Origin of the sequence: Buttiauxella brennerae ATCC 51605 (assembly GCF_001654925.1) — a bacterium.
Lineage (GTDB): Bacteria > Pseudomonadota > Gammaproteobacteria > Enterobacterales > Enterobacteriaceae > Buttiauxella > Buttiauxella brennerae.
Genome location: NZ_LXER01000007.1, coordinates 100547 through 125594, shown reverse-complemented (window position 1 = coordinate 125594; position 25048 = coordinate 100547). Strand labels below are relative to the sequence as shown.

21 protein-coding genes and 1 pseudogene are annotated in these 25048 nt (G+C 51.2%); 11 read left to right on the top strand and 11 right to left on the bottom strand.

What is annotated here, in order from left to right:
• Nucleotides 1–258 precede the first annotated feature (258 nt).
• From potA to potD, 4 genes are read left to right on the top strand one after another with little or no spacing between them, the layout of a single operon-like run.
• On the top strand, nucleotides 259–1395 hold the full coding sequence (potA, locus tag M975_RS05080; RefSeq protein ID WP_064557811.1) for a spermidine/putrescine ABC transporter ATP-binding protein PotA: 1137 nt from the start codon (nucleotides 259–261) through the stop codon (nucleotides 1393–1395).
• Entirely contained in the window at nucleotides 1379–2236 is an 858-nt protein-coding gene (gene potB, locus M975_RS05075; RefSeq protein WP_064557782.1) for a spermidine/putrescine ABC transporter permease PotB, read from the top strand. The genes potA and potB overlap by 17 nt, the downstream gene beginning before the upstream one ends.
• Nucleotides 2233–3018 carry a spermidine/putrescine ABC transporter permease PotC gene (gene potC, locus M975_RS05070; RefSeq protein WP_064557781.1) on the top strand — a complete coding sequence of 262 codons (786 nt, stop codon included), beginning with the start codon at nucleotides 2233–2235 and terminating at the stop codon, nucleotides 3016–3018. The genes potB and potC overlap by 4 nt, the downstream gene beginning before the upstream one ends.
• Nucleotides 3015–4061: a spermidine/putrescine ABC transporter substrate-binding protein PotD gene (potD, locus tag M975_RS05065; RefSeq protein WP_064557780.1), complete on the top strand. Its 1047-nt coding sequence runs from the start codon at nucleotides 3015–3017 to the stop codon at nucleotides 4059–4061. The genes potC and potD overlap by 4 nt, the downstream gene beginning before the upstream one ends.
• A 68-nt stretch (nucleotides 4062–4129) precedes the next feature.
• Here potD and cobB read toward each other — a convergent pair whose 3' ends face one another.
• From cobB to lolC, 5 genes are all read right to left on the bottom strand, one after another.
• On the bottom strand, nucleotides 4130–4954 hold the full coding sequence (gene cobB, locus M975_RS05060; RefSeq protein ID WP_064557779.1) for a Sir2 family NAD+-dependent deacetylase: 825 nt from the start codon (nucleotides 4952–4954) through the stop codon (nucleotides 4130–4132).
• Between the two features lie 3 nt (nucleotides 4955–4957).
• On the bottom strand, nucleotides 4958–5869 hold the full coding sequence (gene nagK, locus M975_RS05055; RefSeq protein ID WP_064557778.1) for an N-acetylglucosamine kinase: 912 nt from the start codon (nucleotides 5867–5869) through the stop codon (nucleotides 4958–4960).
• Nucleotides 5870–5979: 110 nt separating this feature from the next.
• On the bottom strand, nucleotides 5980–7224 hold the full coding sequence (lolE, locus tag M975_RS05050; RefSeq protein ID WP_064557777.1) for a lipoprotein-releasing ABC transporter permease subunit LolE: 1245 nt from the start codon (nucleotides 7222–7224) through the stop codon (nucleotides 5980–5982).
• Nucleotides 7224–7928 carry a lipoprotein-releasing ABC transporter ATP-binding protein LolD gene (gene lolD / locus M975_RS05045; protein WP_064557776.1) on the bottom strand — a complete coding sequence of 235 codons (705 nt, stop codon included), beginning with the start codon at nucleotides 7926–7928 and terminating at the stop codon, nucleotides 7224–7226. The genes lolE and lolD overlap by 1 nt, the downstream gene beginning before the upstream one ends.
• Nucleotides 7921–9120: a lipoprotein-releasing ABC transporter permease subunit LolC gene (gene lolC / locus M975_RS05040; RefSeq protein WP_157093328.1), complete on the bottom strand. Its 1200-nt coding sequence runs from the start codon at nucleotides 9118–9120 to the stop codon at nucleotides 7921–7923. The genes lolD and lolC overlap by 8 nt, the downstream gene beginning before the upstream one ends.
• Nucleotides 9121–9421: 301 nt before the next feature.
• Between lolC and M975_RS05035 the strand changes: the two genes are divergently transcribed.
• The 4 genes and pseudogenes from M975_RS05035 to ldtC all read left to right on the top strand — a co-directional run bounded on the left by M975_RS05035 (nucleotide 9422) and on the right by ldtC (nucleotide 15333).
• Nucleotides 9422–10495 (top strand): acyltransferase family protein, encoded by a 1074-nt coding sequence (locus tag M975_RS05035; RefSeq protein WP_064557774.1) that lies wholly within the window; start codon nucleotides 9422–9424, stop codon nucleotides 10493–10495.
• Nucleotides 10492–10602 (top strand): annotated as a pseudogene (locus tag M975_RS23305) (glycerophosphodiester phosphodiesterase family protein); the annotation flags it as partial. The gene M975_RS05035 and the pseudogene M975_RS23305, both read left to right, overlap by 4 nt.
• A 145-nt stretch (nucleotides 10603–10747) precedes the next feature.
• Nucleotides 10748–14194: a transcription-repair coupling factor gene (gene mfd, locus M975_RS05030; RefSeq protein ID WP_064557773.1), complete on the top strand. Its 3447-nt coding sequence runs from the start codon at nucleotides 10748–10750 to the stop codon at nucleotides 14192–14194.
• Nucleotides 14195–14412: 218 nt separating this feature from the next.
• Nucleotides 14413–15333: a L,D-transpeptidase LdtC gene (ldtC, locus tag M975_RS05025; protein ID WP_064557772.1), complete on the top strand. Its 921-nt coding sequence runs from the start codon at nucleotides 14413–14415 to the stop codon at nucleotides 15331–15333.
• A gap of 141 nt (nucleotides 15334–15474) precedes the next feature.
• Here ldtC and bhsA read toward each other — a convergent pair whose 3' ends face one another.
• Nucleotides 15475–15732, bottom strand: coding sequence for a multiple stress resistance protein BhsA (bhsA, locus tag M975_RS05020; protein ID WP_064557771.1), 258 nt, complete (start codon nucleotides 15730–15732; stop codon nucleotides 15475–15477).
• Between the two features lie 247 nt (nucleotides 15733–15979).
• On the opposite strand from bhsA, the gene M975_RS05015 reads away from it, so the two are divergent.
• Nucleotides 15980–16612, top strand: coding sequence for a TetR/AcrR family transcriptional regulator (locus tag M975_RS05015; RefSeq protein ID WP_064557770.1), 633 nt, complete (start codon nucleotides 15980–15982; stop codon nucleotides 16610–16612).
• Nucleotides 16613–16647: 35 nt separating this feature from the next.
• Here M975_RS05015 and M975_RS05010 read toward each other — a convergent pair whose 3' ends face one another.
• Entirely contained in the window at nucleotides 16648–17541 is an 894-nt protein-coding gene (locus tag M975_RS05010; RefSeq protein WP_064557769.1) for a siderophore-interacting protein, read from the bottom strand.
• A gap of 193 nt (nucleotides 17542–17734) precedes the next feature.
• Between M975_RS05010 and iutA the strand changes: the two genes are divergently transcribed.
• Nucleotides 17735–19924, top strand: coding sequence for a ferric aerobactin receptor IutA (gene iutA / locus M975_RS05005; RefSeq protein ID WP_064557810.1), 2190 nt, complete (start codon nucleotides 17735–17737; stop codon nucleotides 19922–19924).
• 139 nt (nucleotides 19925–20063) lie between these two features.
• Entirely contained in the window at nucleotides 20064–21092 is a 1029-nt protein-coding gene (locus M975_RS05000; RefSeq protein ID WP_064557768.1) for a Gfo/Idh/MocA family oxidoreductase, read from the top strand.
• 41 nt (nucleotides 21093–21133) lie between these two features.
• On the opposite strand, the gene M975_RS04995 is transcribed toward M975_RS05000, so the two are convergent.
• The 4 genes from M975_RS04995 to nagZ all read right to left on the bottom strand — a co-directional run bounded on the left by M975_RS04995 (nucleotide 21134) and on the right by nagZ (nucleotide 25041).
• Complete coding sequence (locus M975_RS04995) at nucleotides 21134–21670, bottom strand: glycine zipper 2TM domain-containing protein (protein WP_064557767.1); 537 nt, start codon at nucleotides 21668–21670, stop codon at nucleotides 21134–21136.
• 229 nt (nucleotides 21671–21899) lie between these two features.
• Complete coding sequence (locus tag M975_RS04990) at nucleotides 21900–23204, bottom strand: NAD(P)/FAD-dependent oxidoreductase (protein WP_064557766.1); 1305 nt, start codon at nucleotides 23202–23204, stop codon at nucleotides 21900–21902.
• A 226-nt stretch (nucleotides 23205–23430) separates the two neighbouring features.
• A complete protein-coding gene (gene ycfP, locus M975_RS04985) occupies nucleotides 23431–23973 on the bottom strand; it encodes an alpha/beta hydrolase YcfP (RefSeq protein WP_064557765.1) in 543 nt (180 codons plus the stop codon).
• A 42-nt stretch (nucleotides 23974–24015) separates the two neighbouring features.
• Complete coding sequence (gene nagZ, locus M975_RS04980) at nucleotides 24016–25041, bottom strand: beta-N-acetylhexosaminidase (RefSeq protein WP_064557764.1); 1026 nt, start codon at nucleotides 25039–25041, stop codon at nucleotides 24016–24018.
• Nucleotides 25042–25048: the final 7 nt, after the last annotated feature.

Below are 25048 nucleotides of genomic sequence, written 5' to 3'. Positions count from 1 at the left end.
AGTAAGCCACAGATGCAAATATTGCGTTAGGTCACTTTTAGCCTGGTAGTGTTGAAAATAGTCACGAATGTAATGCAATGCGAGTGGATTTGGTGTTTGCTGCTTTAAACATATTCATAATCAAACCCCAGGAAAGTATCAAGGATTGGCGATATCAATGCTTTGCCGTAGAATGCCAGCCCTTACTTAAACACGTGCAGAAACCGCAAGGTGGTTAATCACAAACCCCGCATCAGCCCGCAATTTGATGCGTCTTATATGGGACAGCGTAAAAAATTGAATAAACAGCAATGTTCGCTCTCTCCGCTGGTAGAACTGGTGGGAGTAAGAAAGAGCTTTGATGGTAAAACCGTTATTTCTGATTTATCTCTCACCATTAGTGATGGTGAATTCCTGACGCTCCTGGGCCCTTCCGGCTGTGGCAAAACCACTGTGCTACGCTTAATCGCCGGGCTGGAAAGCGTTGATTCCGGGACTATCTCGCTTGAGAACCTCGACATTACGCGCGTTCCGGCTGAACATCGCCACGTCAACACCGTCTTCCAGAGCTACGCCCTTTTCCCTCACATGACCGTTTTTGAAAACGTGGCATTCGGTTTAAGAATGCAGAAAACGCCTGCGGCCGAGATATCGCCGCGCGTGACGGACGCGTTGAAAATGGTGCAACTTGAGGAGTTTGCCCAGCGTAAGCCGCATCAGTTATCTGGCGGCCAGCAACAGCGTGTGGCGATTGCGCGGGCGGTGGTCAATAAACCACGCCTGTTACTGCTTGATGAATCGCTCTCAGCGCTCGATTACAAACTGCGCAAGCAGATGCAAAACGAATTAAAAGCGCTCCAGCGTAAGCTCGGTATCACCTTTGTGTTCGTGACTCACGACCAGGAAGAGGCCTTAACCATGTCCGACCGGATTGTGGTGATGCGCGATGGTCGAATTGAACAAGACGGCACACCGCGTGAAATTTACGAAGAGCCGAAGAACCTGTTCGTGGCGAGTTTCATCGGTGAGATTAATATCTTCGATGCCGTCGTCATTGAGCGTATTGATGAACAGCGCGTGCTGGCAAACGTTGAAGGCCGCGAATGCCATATTTACGCGAACATGCCGGTCACTACCGGGCAGCGGTTAAAAGTACTGTTGCGCCCGGAAGATCTGCGTGTTGAAGAAATTAGTGACACCCACATTGCCGATGGCTTGATTGGTTATGTGCGTGAACGAAACTATAAAGGCATGACGCTGGAATCTAACGTCGAGCTTGAAAACGGCAAAATGGTGATGGTCAGTGAATTCTTTAATGAAGATGACCCGGATTTTGACCACACGCTCAATCAAAAAATGGCGATTAACTGGGTTGAAAGTTGGGAGGTTGTGCTGGCAGATGAAGAGCTCGCGTAAATTCCAGAACATGGTGATCGCCACCATCGTCGGTTGGCTGGTGCTGTTTGTGTTCCTGCCTAACCTGATGATCATCGGGACCAGTTTCCTGACACGTGATGATGCCCATTTCGTCAGCATGGTTTTCACGCTGGACAACTACACCCGACTTGCCGACCCGCTGTATGCGCAAGTGCTGCTGCATTCGCTGAATATGGCGGTGATTGCGACCCTCGCCTGCCTGGTGCTGGGTTATCCGTTTGCCTGGTTCCTCGCGCGCTTGCCAGAGCGCGTGCGCCCATTGCTGCTGTTTTTACTGATTGTTCCGTTCTGGACGAACTCACTCATTCGCATTTATGGGCTTAAAATTTTCCTCAGCACCAAAGGCTACCTGAACGCGTTCTTGCTGTGGCTCGGCGTAATAGATACTCCGATTCGCATCATGTACACCGAAAGTGCGGTGATCCTTGGGCTGGTTTATATCCTGCTGCCATTTATGGTGATGCCGCTCTACTCGAGTATCGAAAAACTCGATAAACCGCTACTGGAAGCGGCGCGCGATTTGGGGGCCAGCAAACTACAGACGTTTATCCGCATTATTGTTCCACTCACTATGCCAGGAATTATTGCCGGTTGTCTACTGGTCATGCTGCCTGCGATGGGGCTGTTTTATGTGTCCGACCTGATGGGTGGCGCGAAAAACCTGCTGATCGGCAACGTGATAAAAAGCCAGTTCCTGAATATCCGCGACTGGCCGTTTGGTGCAGCCACCAGCATTACCCTTACGCTGGTGATGGGGCTGATGCTGCTGATTTATTGGCGTGCCGCCAGCCTGTTAAACAAGAAGGTGGAATTAGAATGATTGGTCGCCTGCTCCGTGGCGGCTTTATGACCGCCATTTACGCGTATCTGTACATTCCGATTATCATTTTGATCGTCAACTCATTTAACAGTTCGCGTTTCGGTATCAACTGGCAAGGCTTTACCGGTAAGTGGTACAGCCTGCTGATGAACAACGACAGCCTGTTGCAAGCCGCACAACACTCGCTGACTATGGCGGTGTTTTCTGCCACTGCGGCCACGTTAATTGGCTCGTTAACGGCGGTGGCGTTATACCGCTACCGTTTTCGCGGCAAACCTTTCGTCAGCGGTATGCTGTTTGTGGTGATGATGTCGCCCGATATCGTGATGGCAATTTCACTGCTGGTGCTGTTTATGCTGCTGGGCGTTTCGCTTGGCTTCTGGTCGCTGCTGTTCTCGCATATCACCTTCTGCCTGCCATTTGTGGTGGTGACCGTCTATTCCCGCTTGAAAGGCTTTGATGTGCGCATGTTAGAAGCAGCGAAAGATTTAGGTGCCAGCGAGTTGACGATTCTGCGCAAGATCCTTTTGCCACTCGCGATGCCTGCCGTTGCCGCAGGCTGGCTGCTCAGTTTTACGCTCTCAATGGACGATGTAGTGGTTTCTTCGTTCGTCACCGGGCCAAGTTATGAAATTTTACCGTTGAAGATTTACTCAATGGTGAAGGTCGGTGTTTCACCCGAGGTGAATGCACTTGCTACCATTCTGTTGGTACTCTCGCTGGTCCTGGTCGTTGCCAGTCAGCTTATTCTTCGTGATAAAACTCAGGGGACGTTAAAATGACTAAATGGCCACGCCACCTGCTCGCTGCGGGCGTTCTGGTACTGGGTATGGGCGCTGCACATGCCGACGATAGCAAGACGATCTACTTCTATAACTGGACCGAGTATGTGCCACCCGGCCTGCTTGAACAGTTCACTAAAGAAACCGGTATTAAGGTGATTTATTCGACTTACGAGTCGAATGAAACTATGTACGCCAAACTGAAAACTTATAAAGAAGGTGCCTACGATTTAGTGGTGCCATCGACCTACTTTGTCGCGAAAATGCGCAATGAAGGTATGCTCCAGAAGATCGACAAAAGCAAACTGAGCAACTTCAAGAATCTCGATCCGGAAATGCTCAACAAGCCCTTCGATCCAAATAACGACTATTCCATTCCTTATATCTGGGGTGCGACAGCGATTGGCGTTAATAGCGACGCCATAGACCCGAAAACCATCACCAGTTGGGCCGATTTGTGGAAACCGGAATATAAGCAAAGCCTGTTGATGACTGATGATGCACGTGAAGTGTTCCAGGTGGCGCTGCGTAAACTGGGTTATTCCGGCAATACCACCGATCCAAAAGAGATTGAGGCGGCTTACCACGAGCTGCAAAAACTGATGCCAAACGTGGCGGCATTTAACTCAGATAACCCAGCCAACCCGTTTATGGAAGGCGAAGTGAATCTCGGTATGGTGTGGAACGGTTCTGCGTATGTCGCACGCCAGTCGGGCACGCCACTGGAAATTGTCTGGCCAAAAGAAGGCGGGATTTTCTGGATGGATAACCTATCTATTCCGGCAAATGCTAAAAACGTCGACGGTGCGCTGAAACTGATTAACTTCCTGCTGCGCCCGGATGTGGCAAAACAAGTAGCAGAAACGATCGGCTACCCGACGCCAAATCTTGAAGCACGTAAACTGCTGCCAAAAGAAGTGTCTGGCGATAAGACGCTGTACCCGGACGAAGCCGTGCTGAAAAACGGTGAGTGGCAGAACGATGTGGGTGATGCGAGTGCGATTTACGAGTCGTATTATCAGAAGTTGAAGGCTGGACGCTGAGTTTAGCGTTGATGTATCCCCTCACCCCGACCCTCTCCTTCAAGGAGAGCGTTAGGGTGAGGATGGTTTTAAGACAGCCCTTTCAACAATCTATCCACATACTCAGGCACCACTTCACTGGCTAAGCCGTAGAATTTCTCCTCAAACTCGCTACCAACCTGGCTCGGTTCAAGGTTAAGCTCAACGGTATGTGCACCCTGCAAACGGGCTTCGTGCACGAACCCGGCTGCCGGGTAAACGTGGCCCGACGTGCCGATAGCAATAAAGTAATCCGCGGTAGCGAGCGCCTGATAAATTTCATCCATGCCCAGTGGCATTTCGCCAAACCACACCACATGCGGGCGCAGCGGTGCAGAAAGCTGGCAGCAATGGCAGCGGTCTTCGCGGGTAATATCCCCTTTCCACTCCAGCACTTGCCCACTACGCGCACAACGCACTTTCAGCAGTTCACCATGCATATGAATGACGTTTTTATTGCCGGCACGTTCGTGGAGGTTATCAATGTTCTGCGTCACCAACAGAAAATGGTCGCCTAACTCTTCCTCAAGCCGTGCCAGCGCCAGATGCGCCGCATTCGGTTTGATTTCGGCCTGTTGCAGTTGCTGACGGCGTGCATTATAAAATGCCTGCACCAGTTCAGGGTCACGTGCAAAACCTTCCGGCGTTGCCACATCTTCCACCCGGTGCTCTTCCCACAGACCATCTGTGGCACGGAAGGTACGAATCCCTGACTCGGCGGAAATCCCCGCCCCGGTCAGTACCACTACTCTGGGTTTTTCCATCGCTTCGGGTCCTGGACTGTCTCTGAAAAAAGCACGCTGACGCAGGCGCTGCCTCAGCAAACGTTTGTTTTTTCGGAACCGGCTAAGCCTATGTTGACGACGCGATAGCATAAGTTACTCCGTAAAATGGAGGAAAGCCGCACCACGCATGCCCCCTGCATCACCATGTCGCGCAGGTTCAATCCGCGGAACTTTTGCCACCGGCAAAAGATACTTAGGTAAACGCGAAGGCAGTTGTTGATACATCTCAGTAAAGTTAGATAACCCGCCACCGATGACCACCAGATGCGGGTCAATGGCCGTTAACAGGCTGCCCAGGCAGCAAGCCAGCAGCTCAACGAAACGATCAACATGCGCGACCGCTTTGTCATCACCTGCGCGATAACGGGCAACAATCTCTTTGGAATCCAGTGCTTCAGAGTAGAAGTGTTGGTAAACCCACGCAAATCCACGCCCGGAAAGATAGTTTTCGATACAGCCATGTTGGCCGCAACCGCAACGCGTCAGCGGGATATCACGGCCCAGCACGTCAAGCGCATCAACAGGCAGGCGGGTATGGCCAAATTCACCGGTAATATAGCTACGCCCGGTAATGGATTTGCCGTTTACGATGATGCCACCGCCCACGCCCGTACCCAGAATCAGACCCATCACCACCGGATATGCGCGGAATTCATCATCCCAGGCTTCGGATAACGCAAAGCAGTTGGCATCGTTATCCATGCGCACTTCACGCCCGAGCATCGCGCTCAGGTCGGCCTGCACGGGTTTGCCATTGGCTGCCGGTACGTTTGCCGCATACAGGGTGCCATCGTCCGTGACGGGCATACCAGGAATACCAATGCCCACTGAACCCTTGATACCAAAACGGCTATCGGCTTCCTGAACCATGGAAGCGATAGCCGCTAAAAAGTTTTCATAACTGTCATGCGGGGTGGGAACGCGTTTTTCCCATTGCAGACGACGCTCACTGTCGTAGACCCCAAGAGCCATTTTACTGCCGCCAATGTCAAATCCGTAGTACATCGCAGTTCCCCTTTGCCCCTGAAGAATTCAAGTTGCAGGGGCGTTGGCTTGATTCCCTTGCCGCCCGCAGCATCTCGAATTATTCAGGGGATATTATTTATATTGATAGTTTATTGCCCGCTTAACACTCGTGCTGGATCGATATTACTGGCTCGGCGCGCTGGATACCAACTGGCGAGCAAACTCAATAACAACGCTGTGATCAGCACATAAAATACGTCCAACCAATGAAGTTCTGATGGCAGGAAATCAATAAAGTAGATGTCGCCAGACAGGAATTGGTGGCCGATTAACTTCTCAATCACGCGGATAATATTGGTCAGTTGCCAGGAAGCAAGCACACCGACAATCACTCCGCTTACGCTGCCAAACAACCCCGCCAGCAGACCGTACCAGACGAAAATGGCGCGAATCAAACCGTCTTTCGCCCCCAGCGTACGCAGCACGGCAATGTCGCTACTCTTGTCTTTAACTGCCATAACGAGTGTTGAAACGATGTTAAAGCAGGCAACACCAATCACCAGCACCATTGCCAGATACATAATGGCGCGAATCATTTGAATGTCGCGATACATGTAACCGTATGTGCCAATCCAGCTTTTGATGTAGACATAAGCGTTGGTGACTTCACCCGCATCGCGCACCAGTTGGTTTGCGTTAAAGACATCATTCACTTTAATCGCGATGCCCGTGACACTGTCACTCATATCTAAATAACTCTGCGCATCGGCCATTGGCACCATCGCAAAGCTATGATCGAGCTGCCCGCTGAGCGCCAGAATGCCTTCAACTTGCAGGCGCACGCGCTTCGGTTGCAGCAACTTAGTGCCACCATCGCTGTTCGGGATCATGATAGAGATCCAGTCGCCCTGCTTCACCTTCAGCGCATCAGCCACACCTTTACCGATGATAATCTGCTGCTGGCCCGCTTTAAAATTCTGCCAGGCGTTGTTTTGCACATACTGCGGCAAGGCGCTAAGACGAACTTCCTGAGCAGGATCAACACCTTTTACCTGAATAGCACGCAGATTCGGCCCGTTTTCCACCAAGCCCGTGAAGTTGATATAGGGTGCCGCTGCCGCAATCCCTTTAACTTTTTCAACACGCTGTAAAACACCGCTCCAGTCATGGAATGGCTGGTTAACAGGCTCAATTTCACCGTGTGGCACAACCGCCAGGATGCGGTTATTCAGTTCACGCTCAAAACCGTTCATCGCACTCAAGCCGACGATCAGAACTGCCACACCCAATGCGATACCTAACGTGGAAATGACTGAAATCAATGACACCATGCCGCTGCGGCGACGCCCGCGGCTAAAACGTAAACCAATAAGCAGTGACAGTGGCGAGGCCATTAATCGGCTCCCATCAAAGTCAGCTCATGAGTCAGTCGACCATCTTGCATTTCTAACTGACGAGACATGCGCTTCGCCAGTTTAAGGTCGTGAGTCACCACTAAAAACGCGGTTCCCTGACGCACATTCAGCTCGCCAAGCAGTTCGAAAATACTGTCTGCGTTACGTGCATCGAGGTTACCGGTGGGTTCATCGGCCAGCACCAGGCGTGGATTATTCACCAGTGCACGGGCAATGGCCACACGCTGGCGCTCACCACCGGACAACTCTGACGGACGGTGATTGCTGCGGTGATCAAGCCCAACCGCTTTCAGCATGTCGAGCGCACGTTGCCGGGTCTCATCGGTATTCTTTTTGCCGATGAGCAGTGGCATGGCGACGTTTTCCATCGCGGTAAAGTCAGGCAGCAAATGGTGGAACTGATAGATAAAACCGAGTTCGCGGTTACGCAGTTCTGCTTTCGCCGATGAAGACATCGAGCTCATTGGCTTACCATTGAAAATCACATCACCAGACGTTGGTGTATCCAAACCGCCGAGCAGGTGCAGCAAGGTACTTTTGCCGGAGCCGGAGCTGCCGACAATCGCCATTAACTCACCGGTATTGATGCTGAAGCTGACATCATGCAACACGTCCGTTTGCACTTTGCCTTCCTGATAGCGTTTGCACAGCTTGTCACACTGCAACAGGACAGAATTACTCATAACGTAAAGCCTCAGCGGGAAGTGTCGCGGCAGCACGCCACGATGGGTAAAGCGTGGATAACAGTGCGACAGCCATAGCAATAATCGCAATCACAATAACTTGTACAGGGTCGATAGCGACTGGCAGCGCCGCACCATCGAGCAATGCGCCAATGATCGGCATCAAATTGTTCAACTGGCTGGCCAGTAACGCGCCCAGCAGCGCACCGAGCAGAGCGCCGATAACACCCGCACTCGCCCCCTGCACCATAAACACCGCCATGATTTGGCGACGCGTTAGCCCTTGGGTCTGGAGAATGGCCACTTCGCCTTGTTTTTCCATCACCAACAAGCCGAGCGAGGTTATGATGTTAAACGCGGCAACCGCCACAATCAGGCTCAGCAACAGCCCCATCATGTTTTTTTCCATGCGCACGGCCTGGAACAGCTCACCTTTGCGCTCGCGCCAGTCTTTCCATTCGGTGCCTTGCGGTAGCGTTTGTTGGCTCAGTACATCGACTTTCAGCGGTTCAGCAAGCCACAAACGCCAGCCGGTAATATTCCCCGCCGGATAGCGCATCAGGCGTGACGCATCTTGCTGGTTCACCAGCATCTGGTAGCCGTCGACTTCGCTGTTTGCTGCAAAAGTACCAATCACGGTGAACAAACGCTGGCTTGGCAAACGCCCCATCGGCGTGAACTGGCTGGCTGACGGCACCATCACACGGATGCTGTCACCACGTTTAATACCCAGTTGCCCGGCAAGTTGTTCGCCCAGAATAATGTTGTATTTCCCGGCAACCAGATCGGTCTGTTTCACGTTCACCAGGAACGGCGAAAGCGGGTCTTTTTCTTCTGGCTTCACGCCCAGCATCACACCCACAGCGACGCTGCGAGCGCTTTGCAGCACCACATCACCCGTCGTCACTGGCGCAATGCGCGTCACGCCTTCGAGTTTGAGGTCTTTTGCTGGCAGCGTTTCAGGATTAATGGAACCACCAGGTGAGGTGATAATCGCTTGTGGCATCAGCCCAAGAATGTTGTTTTGCAGCTCTCGTTCAAAACCGTTCATCACGGAAAGCACCGTCACCAGAGCCATTACGCCAAGCGTAATGCCAATAGTCGACAGCCAGGAGACGAAGCGACCGAAGCGGTCAGCTGCTCGCCCACGCATGTAGCGCAGGCCTATAAATAACGCGACAGGTTGATACATGTATTCCGTCTTGTGGCAGTTGCGGATGCAAAGTTGGCGAGAAGTATATAAGTGATACCGCATCAAGTAAATGAAACATAACGTTTTTTTGATATTTCAGAACATGTGAAATACCAATTAAATCAAGCTCATAACATCTTGTTTTCGAAGTTAAAGCTTCGCCCAAACGGTGATTAATTGACCCTGCGGAATATCTGAATTACGCCGGATTCTTACAAAAACAGACAATTCAGGTAAAAAAATGGCTGCGAATCTTCCACCCTGAAGGCAAATACCAGACAACGGAAGATCCTGCTACCGCATGAAAAACAAACAACTTTGGATAAACCACATCAAAGGGTTGTGCATCTGCCTTGTGGTTATCTACCACTCGGTGATTACCTTTTACCCACATCTGACGTCGTTACAAAGCGGCCTCCCCGAATACATCGCCAAGAGCTGGATTTACCTGAATCTGTATCTGGCCCCTTTCCGTATGCCGGTGTTCTTCTTTATTTCGGGCTTTTTGATCACGCGATATATCGAGTCAGTGAAATGGCGTGACTGCGTGGATAAACGCCTGTGGAATATTTTCTATGTTCTGTTGCTGTGGGGCGTTTTGCAATGGCTGGGGATTTCGCTAATTAACCAGTGGCTGGCACCGGAGCTGGTGCGTAATCCCACCTCTAATGCCGCGTATTCAGAAACGCTGCTGCAATTTGCCACCAGCATGGCGAAAGCCAGCACCAGTCTTTGGTATCTCTACGCCCTGCTGCTTTATTTCGTGGTGTTCAAAAGCCTGCGTCGTTACAAAGTCCCGGTTATTGTGATGTTGCTGGCAGTGAATGTGATTATCAGCTTTGTGCCGCTGCCGTGGTGGGGCATGAACAGTGTGGTGCGTAATATGTGTTATTACGGACTGGGCGCGTGGTTTGGCCTGCAACTCATGGAATGGATGAAAACCACTCGCTTCCGCCAGCACCCGCTGATTTGCGCGGCAATCGCCCTGCTTTCTGTGGCGCTTTACCTGGTGAATGTTCCAGTGGTCATTTCCGTGGTGTCTATTTTTGTCATTCTGAAGCTGTTTTATCTTCTTGATAGCTGGCGTGAAAGCCGTTCCGACGCATTCCTGAATATCGTCGGTTCCAACACCATTGCGATTTACACCACTCACCGCATCATCATTGAAGCACTGAGTTTGTTTATGATTGGGCAAATTAAAAGCGGGCAGATCTCAGACCCATTACTGCTGGTTGTGTTGTTGGTGTACCCATTTGTCAGCCTCGGAATTTGTACGCTCTCGGGTTTAGGCTTCCGGAAATTATCGCGCGCACTGTTTGGGGATATGTTCTTCTCGCCACCAGCGAAATTAATACCGGCTCCCTCATCTCACTAATTCTTGCGGGTATCAATAGCGAAGACGACTACCAGAAAGCAAAAACGCTGGGCGCTGATGGGGTGCTCGTCGACTCACCAGCAAAATTCGCCACTATCAAAAAGTAACACTTCACTTTAGGGGTAATCAGTTACCCCTAACCTCATCCGTCCTCCCGCTGTTGCTTATACGAAATGATCGCGGATAATAATGAATATCTGAAGTTTATGGCCCGACACGCAAACTGCAACCTGAGAGATTCTGACATCCGCCATGCCTGAAAATTATCGCTATTCCTTACCTGTTAAAGCTGGCGATCAGCGCCAGCTTGGAGAGCTAACCGGTTCTGCCTGTGCAACCGAAGTGGCGGAAATCGTCGAGCGCCATAGTGGCCCGGTCGTGCTGATTGCCCCGGATATGCAAAATGCTTTGCGCCTGCATGATGAGGTAAGCCAGTTTACAGAAAGCCTGGTGGTGAATCTTGCCGACTGGGAAACCCTGCCTTACGACAGTTTCTCGCCGCATCAGGAAATTATCTCTTCGCGTTTATCAACGCTCTACCAGTTGCCAACCATGCAACGCGGGGTGTTGATCCTGCCGGTCAATACGCTAATGCAACGCGTCTGCCCGCACAGCTATTTACATGGCCATGCGCTGGTGATGAAAAAAGGCCAGCGTTTATCACGCGACGACTTGCGCAGCCAGTTAGAACAGGCCGGTTATCGCAGTGTTGATCAGGTTATGGAACACGGTGAATTTGCTACCCGTGGCGCGCTACTGGATTTGTATCCGATGGGCAGCGAGCAGCCTTATCGCATTGACTTCTTCGATGATGAAATCGACAGCCTGCGTGTGTTTGATGTCGATACCCAGCGCACGCTTGAAGAAGTGGAAGCCATCAATTTACTTCCGGCGCACGAGTTCCCGACAGACAAAACCGCCATTGAGCTGTTCCGCAGCCAGTGGCGCGACAAGTTTGATGTGAAGCGCGAACCCGAACACATCTACCAGCAAGTCAGTAAAAATATGCTGCCGGCCGGGATTGAATACTGGCAGCCGCTGTTCTTCAGCGAACCGCTACCGCCGCTGTTTAGCTATTTCCCGAAAAACACCTTGCTGGTCAATACCGGTGATATCGAAACCCATGCTGAACGTTTCTGGCAGGATACTTTCGCCCGTTTCGAAAACCGTGGCGTTGACCCAATGCGGCCATTATTGCCGCCAGAAAACCTGTGGCTGCGCGTCGATGAACTGTTTAGCGAACTCAAAGCCTGGCCGCGTATTCAGCTAAAGACCGAATCGCTGGCCGATAAAGCCGCATTCACCAACCTCGGTTACCACACCTTGCCTGACCTTTCCGTTCAGGCACAACAGAAAGCCCCGCTCGATAATTTGCGTAAATTCCTTGAGTCTTTCGCAGGCCCGGTGGTGTTTTCCGTTGAAAGTGAAGGCCGCCGTGAAGCGCTGGGCGAGCTGTTGTCCCGCATCAAAGTGGCACCTAAACGTATCTACCGTCTTGATGAAGCGGTTGATAATGGCCGTTATTTAATGCTGGGTTCCAGCGAGCATGGCTTTATCGACACCCTGCGCAACCGGGCGCTAATTTGCGAAAGCGATCTTCTGGGCGAACGCGTAAGCCGTCGCCGCCAGGATAGCCGTCGTACCATTAACCCGGACACGCTGATTCGAAATCTTGCCGAGCTGCATACCGGGCAGCCGGTGGTACACCTTGAGCATGGAGTCGGGCGCTATGCTGGCCTGACAACACTTGAAGCAGGCGGCATTACCGCTGAATACCTGATGCTGACCTATCATGGTGATGCAAAACTGTACGTGCCGGTCTCTTCACTGCATTTGATTAGCCGCTATGCAGGCGGTGCCGAAGAAAACGCGCCGCTGCATAAACTTGGCAGCGATGCCTGGTCCCGTGCGCGCCAGAAAGCCGCCGAGAAAGTGCGTGATGTGGCGGCAGAATTACTCGATATTTACGCCCAGCGTGCCGCAAAACAGGGCTTTGCCTTTAAGCATGACCGCGAACAGTATCAACTGTTCTGCGACGCCTTCCCGTTTGAAACCACGCCAGATCAGGCACAAGCCATTAACGCGGTATTAAGCGATATGTGCCAGCCGCTGGCAATGGACCGCCTGGTGTGTGGCGATGTGGGCTTTGGTAAAACCGAAGTGGCGATGCGCGCCGCCTTCCTCGCCGTGGAAAACCATAAGCAAGTTGCGGTGCTGGTGCCAACCACCCTGCTTGCCCAGCAGCATCTCGACAACTTCCGTGACCGCTTCGCCAACTGGCCAGTGCGCATTGAAATGCTGTCACGTTTCCGTACAGCCAAAGAGCAAACGCAAATCCTCGAAGAAGCGCGTGAGGGGAAAGTCGACATTCTTATCGGCACCCACAAGCTGCTGCAAGACGACGTAAAAATGAAAGATCTCGGCCTGCTGATTGTCGATGAAGAGCACCGTTTTGGTGTGCGCCACAAAGAGCGCATTAAAGCGATGCGTGCTGATGTCGATATTCTGACGCTGACCGCCACACCAATTCCGCGCACGCTGAATATGGCAATGAGTGGAATGCGCGATTTGTCGATAATCGCAACCCCTCCGGCTCGCCGACTGGCCGTGAAAACCTTCGTGCGCGAGTACGACAACCTGGTGGTTCGCGAAGCGATTTTGCGTGAAGTGCTGCGTGGCGGCCAGGTTTACTACCTCTATAACGATGTAGAAAATATTCAGAAAGCGGCTGACCGTCTTGCAGAGTTAGTGCCCGAAGCACGTATCACCATCGGTCACGGCCAGATGCGCGAGCGCGAACTGGAACGCGTGATGAACGATTTCCACCACCAGCGTTTTAACGTGTTGGTATGTACCACGATCATCGAAACCGGTATCGATATTCCGACGGCCAATACCATTATTATTGAACGTGCAGACCATTTTGGCCTTGCGCAGCTGCACCAGTTGCGTGGCCGCGTGGGGCGCTCGCATCACCAGGCTTATGCATGGCTTTTGACGCCACATCCAAAAGCCATGACCACCGACGCGCAAAAACGCCTCGAAGCTATCGCCTCACTGGAAGATTTGGGTGCGGGCTTTGCGCTGGCGACTCATGATCTGGAAATTCGTGGTGCGGGTGAATTGCTTGGCGAAGGCCAGAGCGGTTCAATGGAAACTATCGGTTTCTCGCTGTATATGGAAATGCTGGAAAACGCGGTCGATGCACTTAAAGATGGACGCGAGCCGTCGCTTGAAGACCTGACCAGCAGCCAGACGGAAGTCGAACTACGCATGCCTGCCCTGCTGCCGGACGATTACATCCCGGACGTTAATACACGCCTGTCGTTCTATAAGCGTATTGCCAGTGCCAAAACGTCGCATGAACTTGATGAACTGAAAGTGGAGTTGATCGACCGTTTTGGCCTGCTGCCAGACCCGGCGCGCAATTTGCTGGATATCGCCGCACTGCGCCAACAGGCTCAAAAACTGGGTGTGCGCAAAATTGAAGGCAATGAGAAAGGCGGTGTGATTGAGTTTGCCGAGAAGAACAACGTCAATCCAGTATGGCTGATTGGTTTGCTGCAAAAGCAACCGCAGCATTACCGTCTGGATGGACCAACGCGACTCAAATTTATTGAAGATCTCGCCGATCGCAAAGCTCGCATGGAATGGGTACGTAACTTTATGCATCAGCTGGCGCAGAACGCAGCGGCTTAATTCGCACACAAGCGCCTTAGAGCTTTCTAAGGCGCTCACTTTGTAACATTTACACATCCTTTCAATCCGCCAGGATTTCCAGACACCTCTCCCTGTCATAATCATCGATTAACTTTTTTATAACATTAACCATAATTATCATAGGGTTTACCGTGATTACCTCTTTGAGCGTTCTATCATCTCGCAAAGCTCGCGCTATCCGCTGGCTGGCGTCGATTATGCTGGTTAGCGCAACACTGGCCTCTTTTAGTGCGAGTGCTAACTCTTACCCACTGCCGCCTGAAGGCAGTCGTCTGATCGGCCAGAACTTTTTCCATGAAGTGAAAAATGACGGGGGATCGCTTGAATCTATCGCGAAAAAGTACAATGTCGGCTTCCTCGCGTTATTGCAGGCCAACCCCGGCGTTGATCCCTACGTTCCGCGTGCAGGCAGTGTGTTGACCATTCCCCGCCAGATGTTACTGCCGGATGCGCCTCGCGAAGGGCTGGTACTGAATCTCGCTGAGCTGCGGGTTTATTACTACCCGGCAGGCAAAAACAGCGTAACGGTTTACCCGATTGGTATTGGCCAACTTGGTGGCGATACCGTAACGCCAACGATGGTGACGACGGTTTCAGACAAACGCGCCAACCCGACCTGGACGCCGACGGCAAATATTCGTGCGCGTTACCTGGCAAATGGCATCAAACTGCCAGCCGTGGTTCCAGCCGGGCCGGAAAACCCGATGGGCCATCATGCGATTCGTCTGGCAGCCTTTGGCGGTGTTTATTTGCTGCACGGCACTAATGCTGATTTTGGTATTGGTATGCGCGTCAGTTCTGGCTGCATTCGTCTGCGCGATGACGACATCAAAGCGCTGTACAAAAATATGCCAGTGGGCACACCCGTTCGCATTGTTAACACCGCGATTAAAACTTCCGTCGAGCCTGATGGCACACGTTTAGTTGAAGTGCATCAACCGCTGTCGAAAGATATTAATGATGACCCTCAAGTGTTGCCGATTACGCTGACTGAACAAATGAAGCAGTTCCAGGCCGCACCTGAAACCGATGCAACCGTTATGGAACAGGCTATGCAGCACCGTTCCGGAATGCCAATTCACGTTAACGCACACACCGTGGCGACCAACGAAATCTGATTATCTGGAAACTTCAGATAGAAAAAAGGCCTTGTTTTTCAACAAGGCCTTTTTTATTGAACGGGTTTTATCAAGCGGCGCTCAGAGGACCAATACTCAAAATAATTCGAGGGGCAGCAGTGGCAACGCTACAACCAATGCTTATTTATAAATTACTGCAGTACCGTGCAAAGTATTCGGGCCGGTCACAGAAGTGATGCGGTATGAACTTGCACCCATTTGGTCTGCTTTCTCAGCCAGTTGTGATTCCAGTGAACTCAGGTTTGTCCCGGCAGTAGCAGTGATGGTGCCGACTTTTTGTTGGCCGGTTGGCGTTGCCTGAACTTCTACTGCCGCAAAGCTTGCGAAAGAGAGTGAGCTAAGAACAACGGCAGCAATCAGTGTTTTTACGTTTTTCATGTTATTTACCTTGAGCAGATGATTTGGAAGGCCGTTAAGTTATTTACTTAACGATCGATAACTAAATCATAATCGTGATCTGCGTCACACGTCAAATTATTTTTATAACGTTCATTAACTATTTTATAAAAGCACTACTTTTCATAACCATACGATTAAATTATTTTTAATGATTTGGCTCTGGCTACTGCGTGTTATTATTTTTATAATGATCGTTCACTAAACAGACAAAGGTTAAACGGCCATCATGTCCACTGACACGAGTTGCATCAAAAAAAGCCGTGGCCGACCGAAGGTGTTTGACAGGGAAGCAGCACTCGACAAGGCCATGGCTTTGTTCTGGCAACACGGTTACGAAGCCACCTCTATGGCACATCTGGTAGAAGCAACGGGTGCAAAAGCCCCAACGCTTTATGCCGAGTTCACCAATAAAGAGGGGTTATTCCGCGCGGTGTTGGATCGTTATATCGCCCGTTTTGCGCAGAAGCATGAAGCCTGTTTATTCTGCGAAGAGAAGACTCTCGAAGAGGCGCTGGAAGACTATCTTTCTATCGTGGCGAAGTTGTTTACCGATAAAGACACGCCATCAGGCTGCTTTATCATCTGCACCTCGTCGGTACTGGCGGCATCTTCAGAAGACATTTCTGCGGTGATAAAAGCGCGCCACGCGATGCAGGAAGAAACATTAGTGCGCTTTCTGGAAAAGCGTCAGGAAAAGGGTGAGATTCCGGCCACCAGCTGCGTTCGCAAACTGGCTAAATACCTGTGTTGTATAATTCAGGGAATGTCGGTGAGCGCGCGTGAAAACGCAAGCCACGCGGAATTGTTGCAGATAGTCAGCACCACGCTACGGCTGCTGCCAGAACTGAAGAAAATCTAACTATCGGGCGGCGTTTGCCGCCCTTTTCATGGATACTAGCGCTCCCGGCCTTTACTCCAGTAAGCCATAAAATTGATAGCGTCATGGTTAACACCACGCTCACCAATCAAATAGCGGCGTAGCATTTTCACCACGGATGATTCCGCCGCAACCCAGCCGTAAAACGAATTACTGGCGGTTGTCGCCTTATCCCACAGTAATTCACCCTCAGCTTCTTCATTCACTTCTTCCACCACACCTGCCGTTGCTGGCACGCGAACATATTCTCTTACAGCGTTAAGCAGGCACTCACCGTGTGTCGCATTGGATTGTTGGCGTGGCAGCCAGTGAATTTGTGCAAACGCAAACCCGCTCAGATCAACACAGTCGCCCTGCTCCGGAACTTCAAAGAACGCCTGGATTTGTGGTGGCGTTTTCTGAGCTGCCAGCAGTTCCAGAATACCGCGCGCCGCAGGCAATGCGGTTTCGTCGGCAATAATCAGCCCCTGGCGCAAACCCGCAGGGGGGGTCCATTCGTAACCACCGCTGTCTTCCGGGTAGTCGGCATTCGGGGCAACGATTTGTATTTTATCACCGGGTTGCGAGTCAATTGCCCATGCGGAGGCTGGCCCCTCCGTGCCGTGGCTGACGAATTCAACCGTCACTTCCTGCCGCTCCCGGTCAACGTGGCGCAGGGTATAAGTACGCACAATCGGCCGCTTCTCTTTGGGTAATTCCAGCAACAACGGATACCACTGCCCGTGCTCTGGCAAGGCAGGAATGGAGCCATCTTCCGACGGGAACAGCATTTTGATTCGCTGATCGGGCGAATCACATTTCATGTTTGCCACATCCGGGCCGCCAAAGACCAGACTCAGCAATGAAGGTGAAACGTGTGATTTATGCATGAGCTGCACATTAAACAATCTGTAGCCTTGTACCCCTGCCATTTCAGCTCCTTTGCCGTATCGGTGCCGTCAGAAAAAGATAACCCATAGAAATCATGTGATTATTCATAAGATTAATTTGAGAAATACTATCAATTGAGATTGATAATGAGAACCGTTATCGGCAAAATCCAGCTCGTTATTATTTCAAAACATTTTCAAATGTTAATATTTTCCCATCCAAGGAATGATGATGATGCATAAAAACGCGCGCTGGGTGCTTAACCCATTGCTTCTGGCGGTGATGGCTCCGGCTTTCTCACAGCAAACATCCGAAGAAGATATTCTGGTTTCTGCCAACCGAATGCACCGCACGGTGGCAGAAATGGCGCAGACCACCTGGGTTATTGAAGGCACCGAGCTTGAACAGCAGATTCAGGGAGGCAAGGAGCTGAAAGACGCACTTGCACAGTTAATTCCCGGTCTGGATGTCAGCAGCCAAAGCCGTACCAACTACGGCATGAACATGCGCGGCCGTTCTATCGTGGTGTTAGTGGATGGCGTGCGTCTGAACTCGTCCCGTACCGATAGCCGCCAGTTAGACTCTATTGATCCGTTCAATATCGAGCACATTGAAGTGATCTCTGGCGCAACGTCGCTGTACGGCGGCGGCAGTACCGGTGGCCTGATTAACATTGTCACCAAAAAAGGTCAGTCTGAAACTCAGGTTGAATTTGAAACCGGGATCAAGTCCGGCTTCAACAGCAGCAAAGATCACGACGAGCGCGTTGCCAGCGCCATTTCTGGTGGAAACGACCATGCCTCTGGCCGTTTATCCGTGGCTTATCAAAAATTTGGTGGTTGGTTTGACGGGAACGGCGACCAGACGCTGCTTGATAACACGCAAACAGGCCTGCAGTATTCCGACCGCCTGGATGTGATGGGTACCGGAACAATTAATATTGATGAAACCCAGCAATTGCAGCTGGTGACGCAGTATTACAAGAGCCAGGGTGACGAAGATTACGGGCTGAATCTGGGTGAGAATTTCTCCGCGGTGACCGGCACTGGCAAAGCCTTTGTCAGCGACCATCTCAATTCTGACCGTATTCCCGGTACCGAACGCCATCTGATCAGCCTGCAATACTCCAACAATGATTTCCTGGGCCAGGAGCTGGTCGGGCAGGTTTACTATCGTGATGAATCACTGACTTTCTATCCGTTCCCGACCCTGATGCGTAATACCGTGACTAGTTTCTCGGCCTCCCAGCAAGATACCGACCAGTACGGCGCGAAACTGGCACTGACCAGCCAGCCACTCGACGGCTGGCAGATCACTTACGGGGTGGATGCCGATCACGAGAGCTTCACATCGAACCAAATGTTCTTTGATCTCGCAAAAGCCAATGCTTCCGGTGGCCTGAACAACCAGAGCATTTATACCACTGGCCGCTATCCAGGTTACACCATCACTAACCTCGCACCGTTCCTGCAAAGCAGTTATGACATCAACGAACTGTTTACCCTGAGCGGTGGCGTGCGCTACCAGTGGACCGAGAACAAAGTCGATGACTTTGTTGGTTTTACGCAACAACAAGGGATTGCGAACGGCATCGCAAACTCCGCGGACTCTATCCCTGGCGGCAGCACCGATTACGATAATGTGTTATTTAACGCAGGCCTGCTGATGCACATCACTGAGCGACAGCAAGCATGGTTTAACTTCTCACAAGGTGTGGAACTGCCGGATCCGGGTAAATACTACGGCAATGGTACTTACCGCCTGCTGGACGGCCATTACCAACTGGTGAATAGCGTGAACGTCGGGCAGTCAAAACTTCAGGGGATCAAAGTCGATTCTTATGAGTTAGGCTGGCGCTACACCGGTAATAGCCTGCGCAGCCAGATTGCGGCGTATTACTCATTATCTGATAAGTCTATCTCCATTAACCGTGCCGATATGACGATCAATGTTCAGGATGACAAGCGCCGCATCTACGGCGTTGAAGGAGCCGTGGACTACTTCATTCCAGACTCAAGCTGGAGCACGGGTGTTAACTTTAACGTGTTGAAATCCGAAACCAAAGTCGACGGAAAATGGCAGAAATGGGACGTTATTTATGCCAGCCCATCGAAAGCCACCGCTTACGTTGGCTGGGCGCCTGATCCGTGGAGCCTGCGTGTGCAAAGCCAGCAGACCTTTGATTTGACGGATGCCAGCGACAATAAGATCAACGGTTACAACACCGTCGACTTTATCGGCAGCTACGGCCTGCCAGTGGGCAAGCTGAGCTTCAGCATCGAAAACTTGTTGGATAAAGACTACACCACCGTGTGGGGCCAGCGAGCACCGCTGCTTTACAGCCCAACTTACGGCAGCCCTTCTCTGTATGAATACAAAGGCCGTGGCCGCACTTACGGCGTGAATTATTCATTGCTGTTCTAAAGTCACTTCAGCAGGCTGGCTAAAAACCAGCCTGCTTTTTACGCCCATTCACACATTCCCGCTCGACCACCGCGTAATTGTCATTTAAAACATAGGGACTCTAATAATAGATACAGCTTATATATCGTAGGATCTTAATATGTTGGCAGGCATTATTGGTCTGGGTTCAGTCATTGAAACCGCTTATCTTCCGGCATTAAGCCGCATGTCCGTCCCTTCTCTCGAATTATACGGTTATGACGCCAACCCGGAGCGTCAGATTGAAGGTATTCAACGCTGTGACTCTCTCGGAACTCTGCTGTCGAAGCAGCTCGATGTGGTTCTGATAACCACGTCATCGCTTCACCACTTGCCGGTGCTTGAAAAGGTGCTGCAAAGCAAAGTGCCCGCCATTGTCGTTGAAAAACCCATAGCCGCCACCCTGTCACAGCTTGAAAAATTGCAGGCACTGCTCAGCGATCCGCAGAAAGCCAATCGTGTGCTGGCATTAGATCACTGGATGATTCGTACACACGCCAGCAATGACATTGATAGCATCAATGATATAAGCCATATCGAGGCGTTTCTGCTTGAGCCCAGTGGCTTTAATGCCACAGGTGAACCTATCGCCCTGAACTTTGCGACGGGCGAAGCAGACACCCGCCAGTTGCGCCATCCTGACGGCGTGATTGCCGATATCGGTACTCATGTGCTGGCAATGATGCGCGAAACTGTCCACCAGCTCGGCGGTAATGACCAGTTAAACGTGGAATTAAGCTATGCCCGTGACCGGTTGGGGAATGCGATTACAACAGGTGACTTTACGACAGCGGAAGGTGAAGCACTGCTAACCGGCACACTCAGCGACATCCCGTTTACAATGCATCTCAACAAATATGCAGGGCCTGCCGGCGGGCAAAAAGGGATGCGAGTTTACCTTCGTGATGGAACAGTCATTAATATTGACCGCGAAGGGACGAATGAAGTTGTTGAGCAGATTTCTGAACAAGCGACGGAGCGTAAAACTATCGCCGGGCCGTTGTACGACCATTGTTTGCATGATGTGGTGTTTGGGGAGAAGCGCCTGTTTTTGCAGGCTCCAGAAACGATCCCTGCTTACACTCAGCGGCGTATCGCCGAAGTGACCGCGCTACTGGTGTTGCAGCAGCAATTACGCGGCCGTCATTAAGCAAAGGCCCATCTCACAAGATGGGCCTTAATTTATCACCGTTAAATTTTATTCAAAACTAACTGGCCTCTATCATCAAGCGGGATCTGAGTACCTGGGTCTTTATCCATGCGGATTTTACCCTGCTGATCGCCGATGCGGTAAGTCACGTCATAACCCAGCATTTTTTCTGATTTGTCGTAAATGGTTTTACATTTCTGCTGTGTCGTCGTGTAGGTATCACGGTCCTGCATTGCACCCTGCACCTGGTTACCAGCGTAACCGCCACCTAATGCACCGGCCACCGTTGCGACATCTTTACCGCGCCCGCCACCGAACTGATGGCCAATCACGCCACCGGCAACCGCGCCCAGCGCAGAACCGAGAATACGGTTTTCATCCTGAACCGGACGACGATGCGTTACCGCGACGTTGCGGCATTCCTGACGTGGCGTTTTTACCGTTTCCTTGATAGGCGTCGCTGATACGACCTGAGCGTACTGAGGACCACGGTCAAATACATTCATGCTGGCAACAGCCGCCACACCCAGTGCTGCGGCCACACCGATACCCACACCTGCTAACATTGATTTATTCACAGGACATCCTCCTGATTGTGCAATTACTGACAATTTTGCAGCCAGAATGGCCTTTAGACCAATCAGACAACGGATGAAAAATGCGGATTCAGTTGCCTGATCGGGCTGTTTGAGAGAAATCCTAAGCATGATTTGCTCATTTATGGATTTTTATGCTGGAAAGTGGCGTTTAGCGACAGAAATGAAAAACCCGGCACAAGGCCGGGTTTGATTAGCAAACTTAAAACGATCAGTGCAGTTTCAGACGCGGACGGATCACGCGGTTGATACTGCCCACCAGCATCATCAGGCCAGTCTTGAAATAACCGTGAAGTGCAACCTGGTGCATACGGTAAAGCGAGATATAAACGAAACGCGCCATACGCCCTTCTACCATCATCGAACCGCGCATCAGGTTACCCATCAGGCTGCCTACGGTTGAGAACTTAGACAGCGATACCAGAGATCCATGATCTTTATAGGTATAGGCTTTCAGCGGTTTATCTTTCATCTGCGCCAGAATATTGGTCAACACCAGGGATGCCATCTGGTGTGCAGCTTGCGCGCGTGGCGGCACAAAACCACCTTCAGGACGAGCACAAGAAGCACAGTCACCAATCGCATAAATATCAGCATCGCGCGTGGTTTGCAGCGTAGGTTCAGTGACTAACTGATTAATACGGTTAGTTTCAAGCCCACCGATATCTTTCATAAAGTCTGGCGCTTTGATACCCGCAGCCCACACCATCAGATCGGCAGCAATATACTCGCCGTCTTTGGTGTTCAGACCGCCTGCATCCGCAGAAGTCACCATGGTTTGCGTCAGAACACGCACGCCCAGTTTGGTCAGCTCGCTGTGTGCTGCGGCAGAAATACGTGGTGGCAATGCAGGCAGAATGCGCTCGCCCGCTTCAACCAGCGTCACGTTCAGCGCGTCGTTCGTCAGACCTTTGTAGCCGTAGCTGTGCAGCTGTTTCACTGCGTTGTGCAGTTCAGCTGACAGTTCAACGCCCGTCGCACCACCGCCAACAATTGCGATATTAACTTTGCCACTGGCACCCAGGTTTGCAGAATACTTGAGGAACAGATTCAGCATTTCTGAGTGGAAGCGACGCGCCTGGTGTGGGTTATCCAGGAAGATGCAGTTATCTTTTACGCCCGGCGTGTTGAAGTCGTTGGAGGTACTACCCAGCGCCATCACCAGTGTGTCGTAAGGAATTTTGCGTTCAGGAACCAGCAATTCACCTTTATCATCACGCAATTCCGCGAGGGTCAGGGTTTTGCTTTCGCGGTTGATATCAACCACTGAACCAAGCTGGAACTGGAAGTGATGGTTACGGGCATGTGCCAGATAGCTCAGCGCATCCACACCTTCATCCAGTGAACCGGTTGCCACTTCATGCAGCAGCGGTTTCCATAAATGGCTGTGGTTACGGTCGATAAGCGTAACCTTCGCTTTTTTTCCACGACCCAGTTTTTTACCTAACTGAGTGGCCAGTTCAAGTCCGCCAGCACCACCACCGACAATGACAATCTTTCTTAATGGCGTAGTCAAAGTGACCCCCTTAAAATATTAACCAATTGTTAATTAAAGGTTATGAAAATAGCATTTAATTAACAACAAGTTACCGAAACAATCTCAGTAATATGACCAAAGAATAACATGGATGGTGTATTGGTCATACCAAAATTGATGTGCATCAAATTTTTATGCCGAAAAGATAAACAAAAAGGGCCAGCACATGGCTGACCCTTTGGATATATCTCGATTTTACCCTCGGCTAGCCCAGGGTTTTGAACGCTTTTATACGTTGCAAATGCGGTGAGATATTTTTGAATTTATGCGTCTGTTCCTGATCCCATACGATTTCATAGTAAGGATGCAACAATTCTGCGGCACGGGTGTTATCGAGCGCTTCATCATTACGCGACAAAATCGCCAGACAACGATCGCGGTTTTTCTCGCGGAAGTTTTGCACGCATTTCGTCGAAATGTCGCCGTACTCTTCAGGGCGATCGATTTTCCCTTCCATGTTCTCTTGCGGGAACAAATTCGGGTTAAAGATCACCTGACGAATATCGCACAAGAAACCGATACGTTCGGCCCAAAAGCCCCCAAGCCCAACGCCACAAATCAGTGGGCGTTCATCGTCACTAAGTTGCAGCATCTTGTCGACTTCTTTGAGCAGATGCTGCATGTCGTGTTTCGGATGCCGCGTGCTGTAACTGATAAGCCGCACGTCCGGATCGATAAACTGGAGTTGCAGCACCTTTTCATGGTTACCAGGACTGTTAGAGTCGAAACCGTGTAAATAGATAATCATTGCATCCTCACCACACGAATTCAGGCCTTCTGGCCTGAGGAGTTAAAGACCCGCCTTGTGGGCTTGCCACTGCTCATGCAGCGCCTCAAGTTGCTGGTTTGCTGCCTTCCAGCGCGCTGATGACCTCAGCTCCTGACGGGTAAATGAACCTTTATGATACAAATTCGTAACACGCTCTGCTTTGACCGGAGACAGATTATCTAACACGCTCACCGCACCATTACGATTATTGCAGACCAGGATCATATCGCAACCTGCATTCAGTGATGCCTGGCCACGTTCCGCATAGCTACCCATAATCGCCGCCCCTTCCATCGACAAATCGTCAGAGAAGATGACACCGTTAAAGCCCAGTTCACCACGTAACACGGTTTTCAGCCAGTGCGGAGAGCCACTTGCCGGAAGCGGATCAACGTCGGTATAGATAACGTGCGCAGGCATAATCGCATCAAGTTTGTTATCAGTAATAAGCTGGCGGAAGATCTGCATATCGTGTTCGCGGATAAGCGCTTCATCACGCGGGTCACGCGGCGTTTCTTTGTGCGAATCTGCCGTTACCGCACCGTGTCCTGGGAAGTGTTTCCCGGTCGTTTTCATACCTGCGGCATGCATCCCGTCGATAAAGGACGTCGCCATGGCCAGCGCTTTATGTGGGTCTTCATGATATGAACGCTCACCAATTGCCGCGCTGATATGGCCGATATCCAGAACCGGAGCAAAACTGATGTCGATATCCATAGCAATCATTTCGCTCGCCATCAACCAGCCCGCTTCCTGAGCCAGTTTTCCGCCCTGCTCAAGCCCATGTAACGCAGCAAAAGATTGGGCCGCCGGTAGAAGGGTAAAACCTTCACGGAACCGCTGAACGCGTCCGCCTTCCTGATCAACGGCAACCACCAGACGGTTGCGGGAAGCCTCGCGGATTTGACGCACCAGTTCACGCAGTTGCTCGGGATCGTGATAGTTGCGGGTAAACAGAATCAGCCCACCGACCAGGGGGTGTTTTAGAATTTCACGCTCTTCGGCATCCAGCTCAAAGCCTGCCACATCTAACATTACCGGGCCCACATCTACC

What these genes read in the sequence shown, in the direction of transcription:
- cobB (WP_064557779.1), bottom strand. Translation starts at nt 4,954, where the DNA reads ATGCTATCGCGTCGTCAACATAGGCTTAGCCGGTTCCGAAAAAACAAA.
- ycfP (WP_064557765.1), bottom strand. Translation starts at nt 23,973, where the DNA reads ATGATTATCTATTTACACGGTTTCGACTCTAACAGTCCTGGTAACCAT.
- nagK (WP_064557778.1), bottom strand. Translation starts at nt 5,869, where the DNA reads ATGTACTACGGATTTGACATTGGCGGCAGTAAAATGGCTCTTGGGGTC.
- potA (WP_064557811.1), top strand. Translation starts at nt 259, where the DNA reads ATGGGACAGCGTAAAAAATTGAATAAACAGCAATGTTCGCTCTCTCCG.
- mfd (WP_064557773.1), top strand. Translation starts at nt 10,748, where the DNA reads ATGCCTGAAAATTATCGCTATTCCTTACCTGTTAAAGCTGGCGATCAG.
- iutA (WP_064557810.1), top strand. Translation starts at nt 17,735, where the DNA reads ATGCATAAAAACGCGCGCTGGGTGCTTAACCCATTGCTTCTGGCGGTG.
- M975_RS05000 (WP_064557768.1), top strand. Translation starts at nt 20,064, where the DNA reads ATGTTGGCAGGCATTATTGGTCTGGGTTCAGTCATTGAAACCGCTTAT.
- bhsA (WP_064557771.1), bottom strand. Translation starts at nt 15,732, where the DNA reads ATGAAAAACGTAAAAACACTGATTGCTGCCGTTGTTCTTAGCTCACTC.
- lolE (WP_064557777.1), bottom strand. Translation starts at nt 7,224, where the DNA reads ATGGCCTCGCCACTGTCACTGCTTATTGGTTTACGTTTTAGCCGCGGG.
- M975_RS05015 (WP_064557770.1), top strand. Translation starts at nt 15,980, where the DNA reads ATGTCCACTGACACGAGTTGCATCAAAAAAAGCCGTGGCCGACCGAAG.
- ldtC (WP_064557772.1), top strand. Translation starts at nt 14,413, where the DNA reads ATGCTGGTTAGCGCAACACTGGCCTCTTTTAGTGCGAGTGCTAACTCT.
- potD (WP_064557780.1), top strand. Translation starts at nt 3,015, where the DNA reads ATGACTAAATGGCCACGCCACCTGCTCGCTGCGGGCGTTCTGGTACTG.
- lolD (WP_064557776.1), bottom strand. Translation starts at nt 7,928, where the DNA reads ATGAGTAATTCTGTCCTGTTGCAGTGTGACAAGCTGTGCAAACGCTAT.
- M975_RS05010 (WP_064557769.1), bottom strand. Translation starts at nt 17,541, where the DNA reads ATGGCAGGGGTACAAGGCTACAGATTGTTTAATGTGCAGCTCATGCAT.
- potB (WP_064557782.1), top strand. Translation starts at nt 1,379, where the DNA reads ATGAAGAGCTCGCGTAAATTCCAGAACATGGTGATCGCCACCATCGTC.
- potC (WP_064557781.1), top strand. Translation starts at nt 2,233, where the DNA reads ATGATTGGTCGCCTGCTCCGTGGCGGCTTTATGACCGCCATTTACGCG.
- M975_RS05035 (WP_064557774.1), top strand. Translation starts at nt 9,422, where the DNA reads ATGAAAAACAAACAACTTTGGATAAACCACATCAAAGGGTTGTGCATC.
- lolC (WP_157093328.1), bottom strand. Translation starts at nt 9,120, where the DNA reads ATGTATCAACCTGTCGCGTTATTTATAGGCCTGCGCTACATGCGTGGG.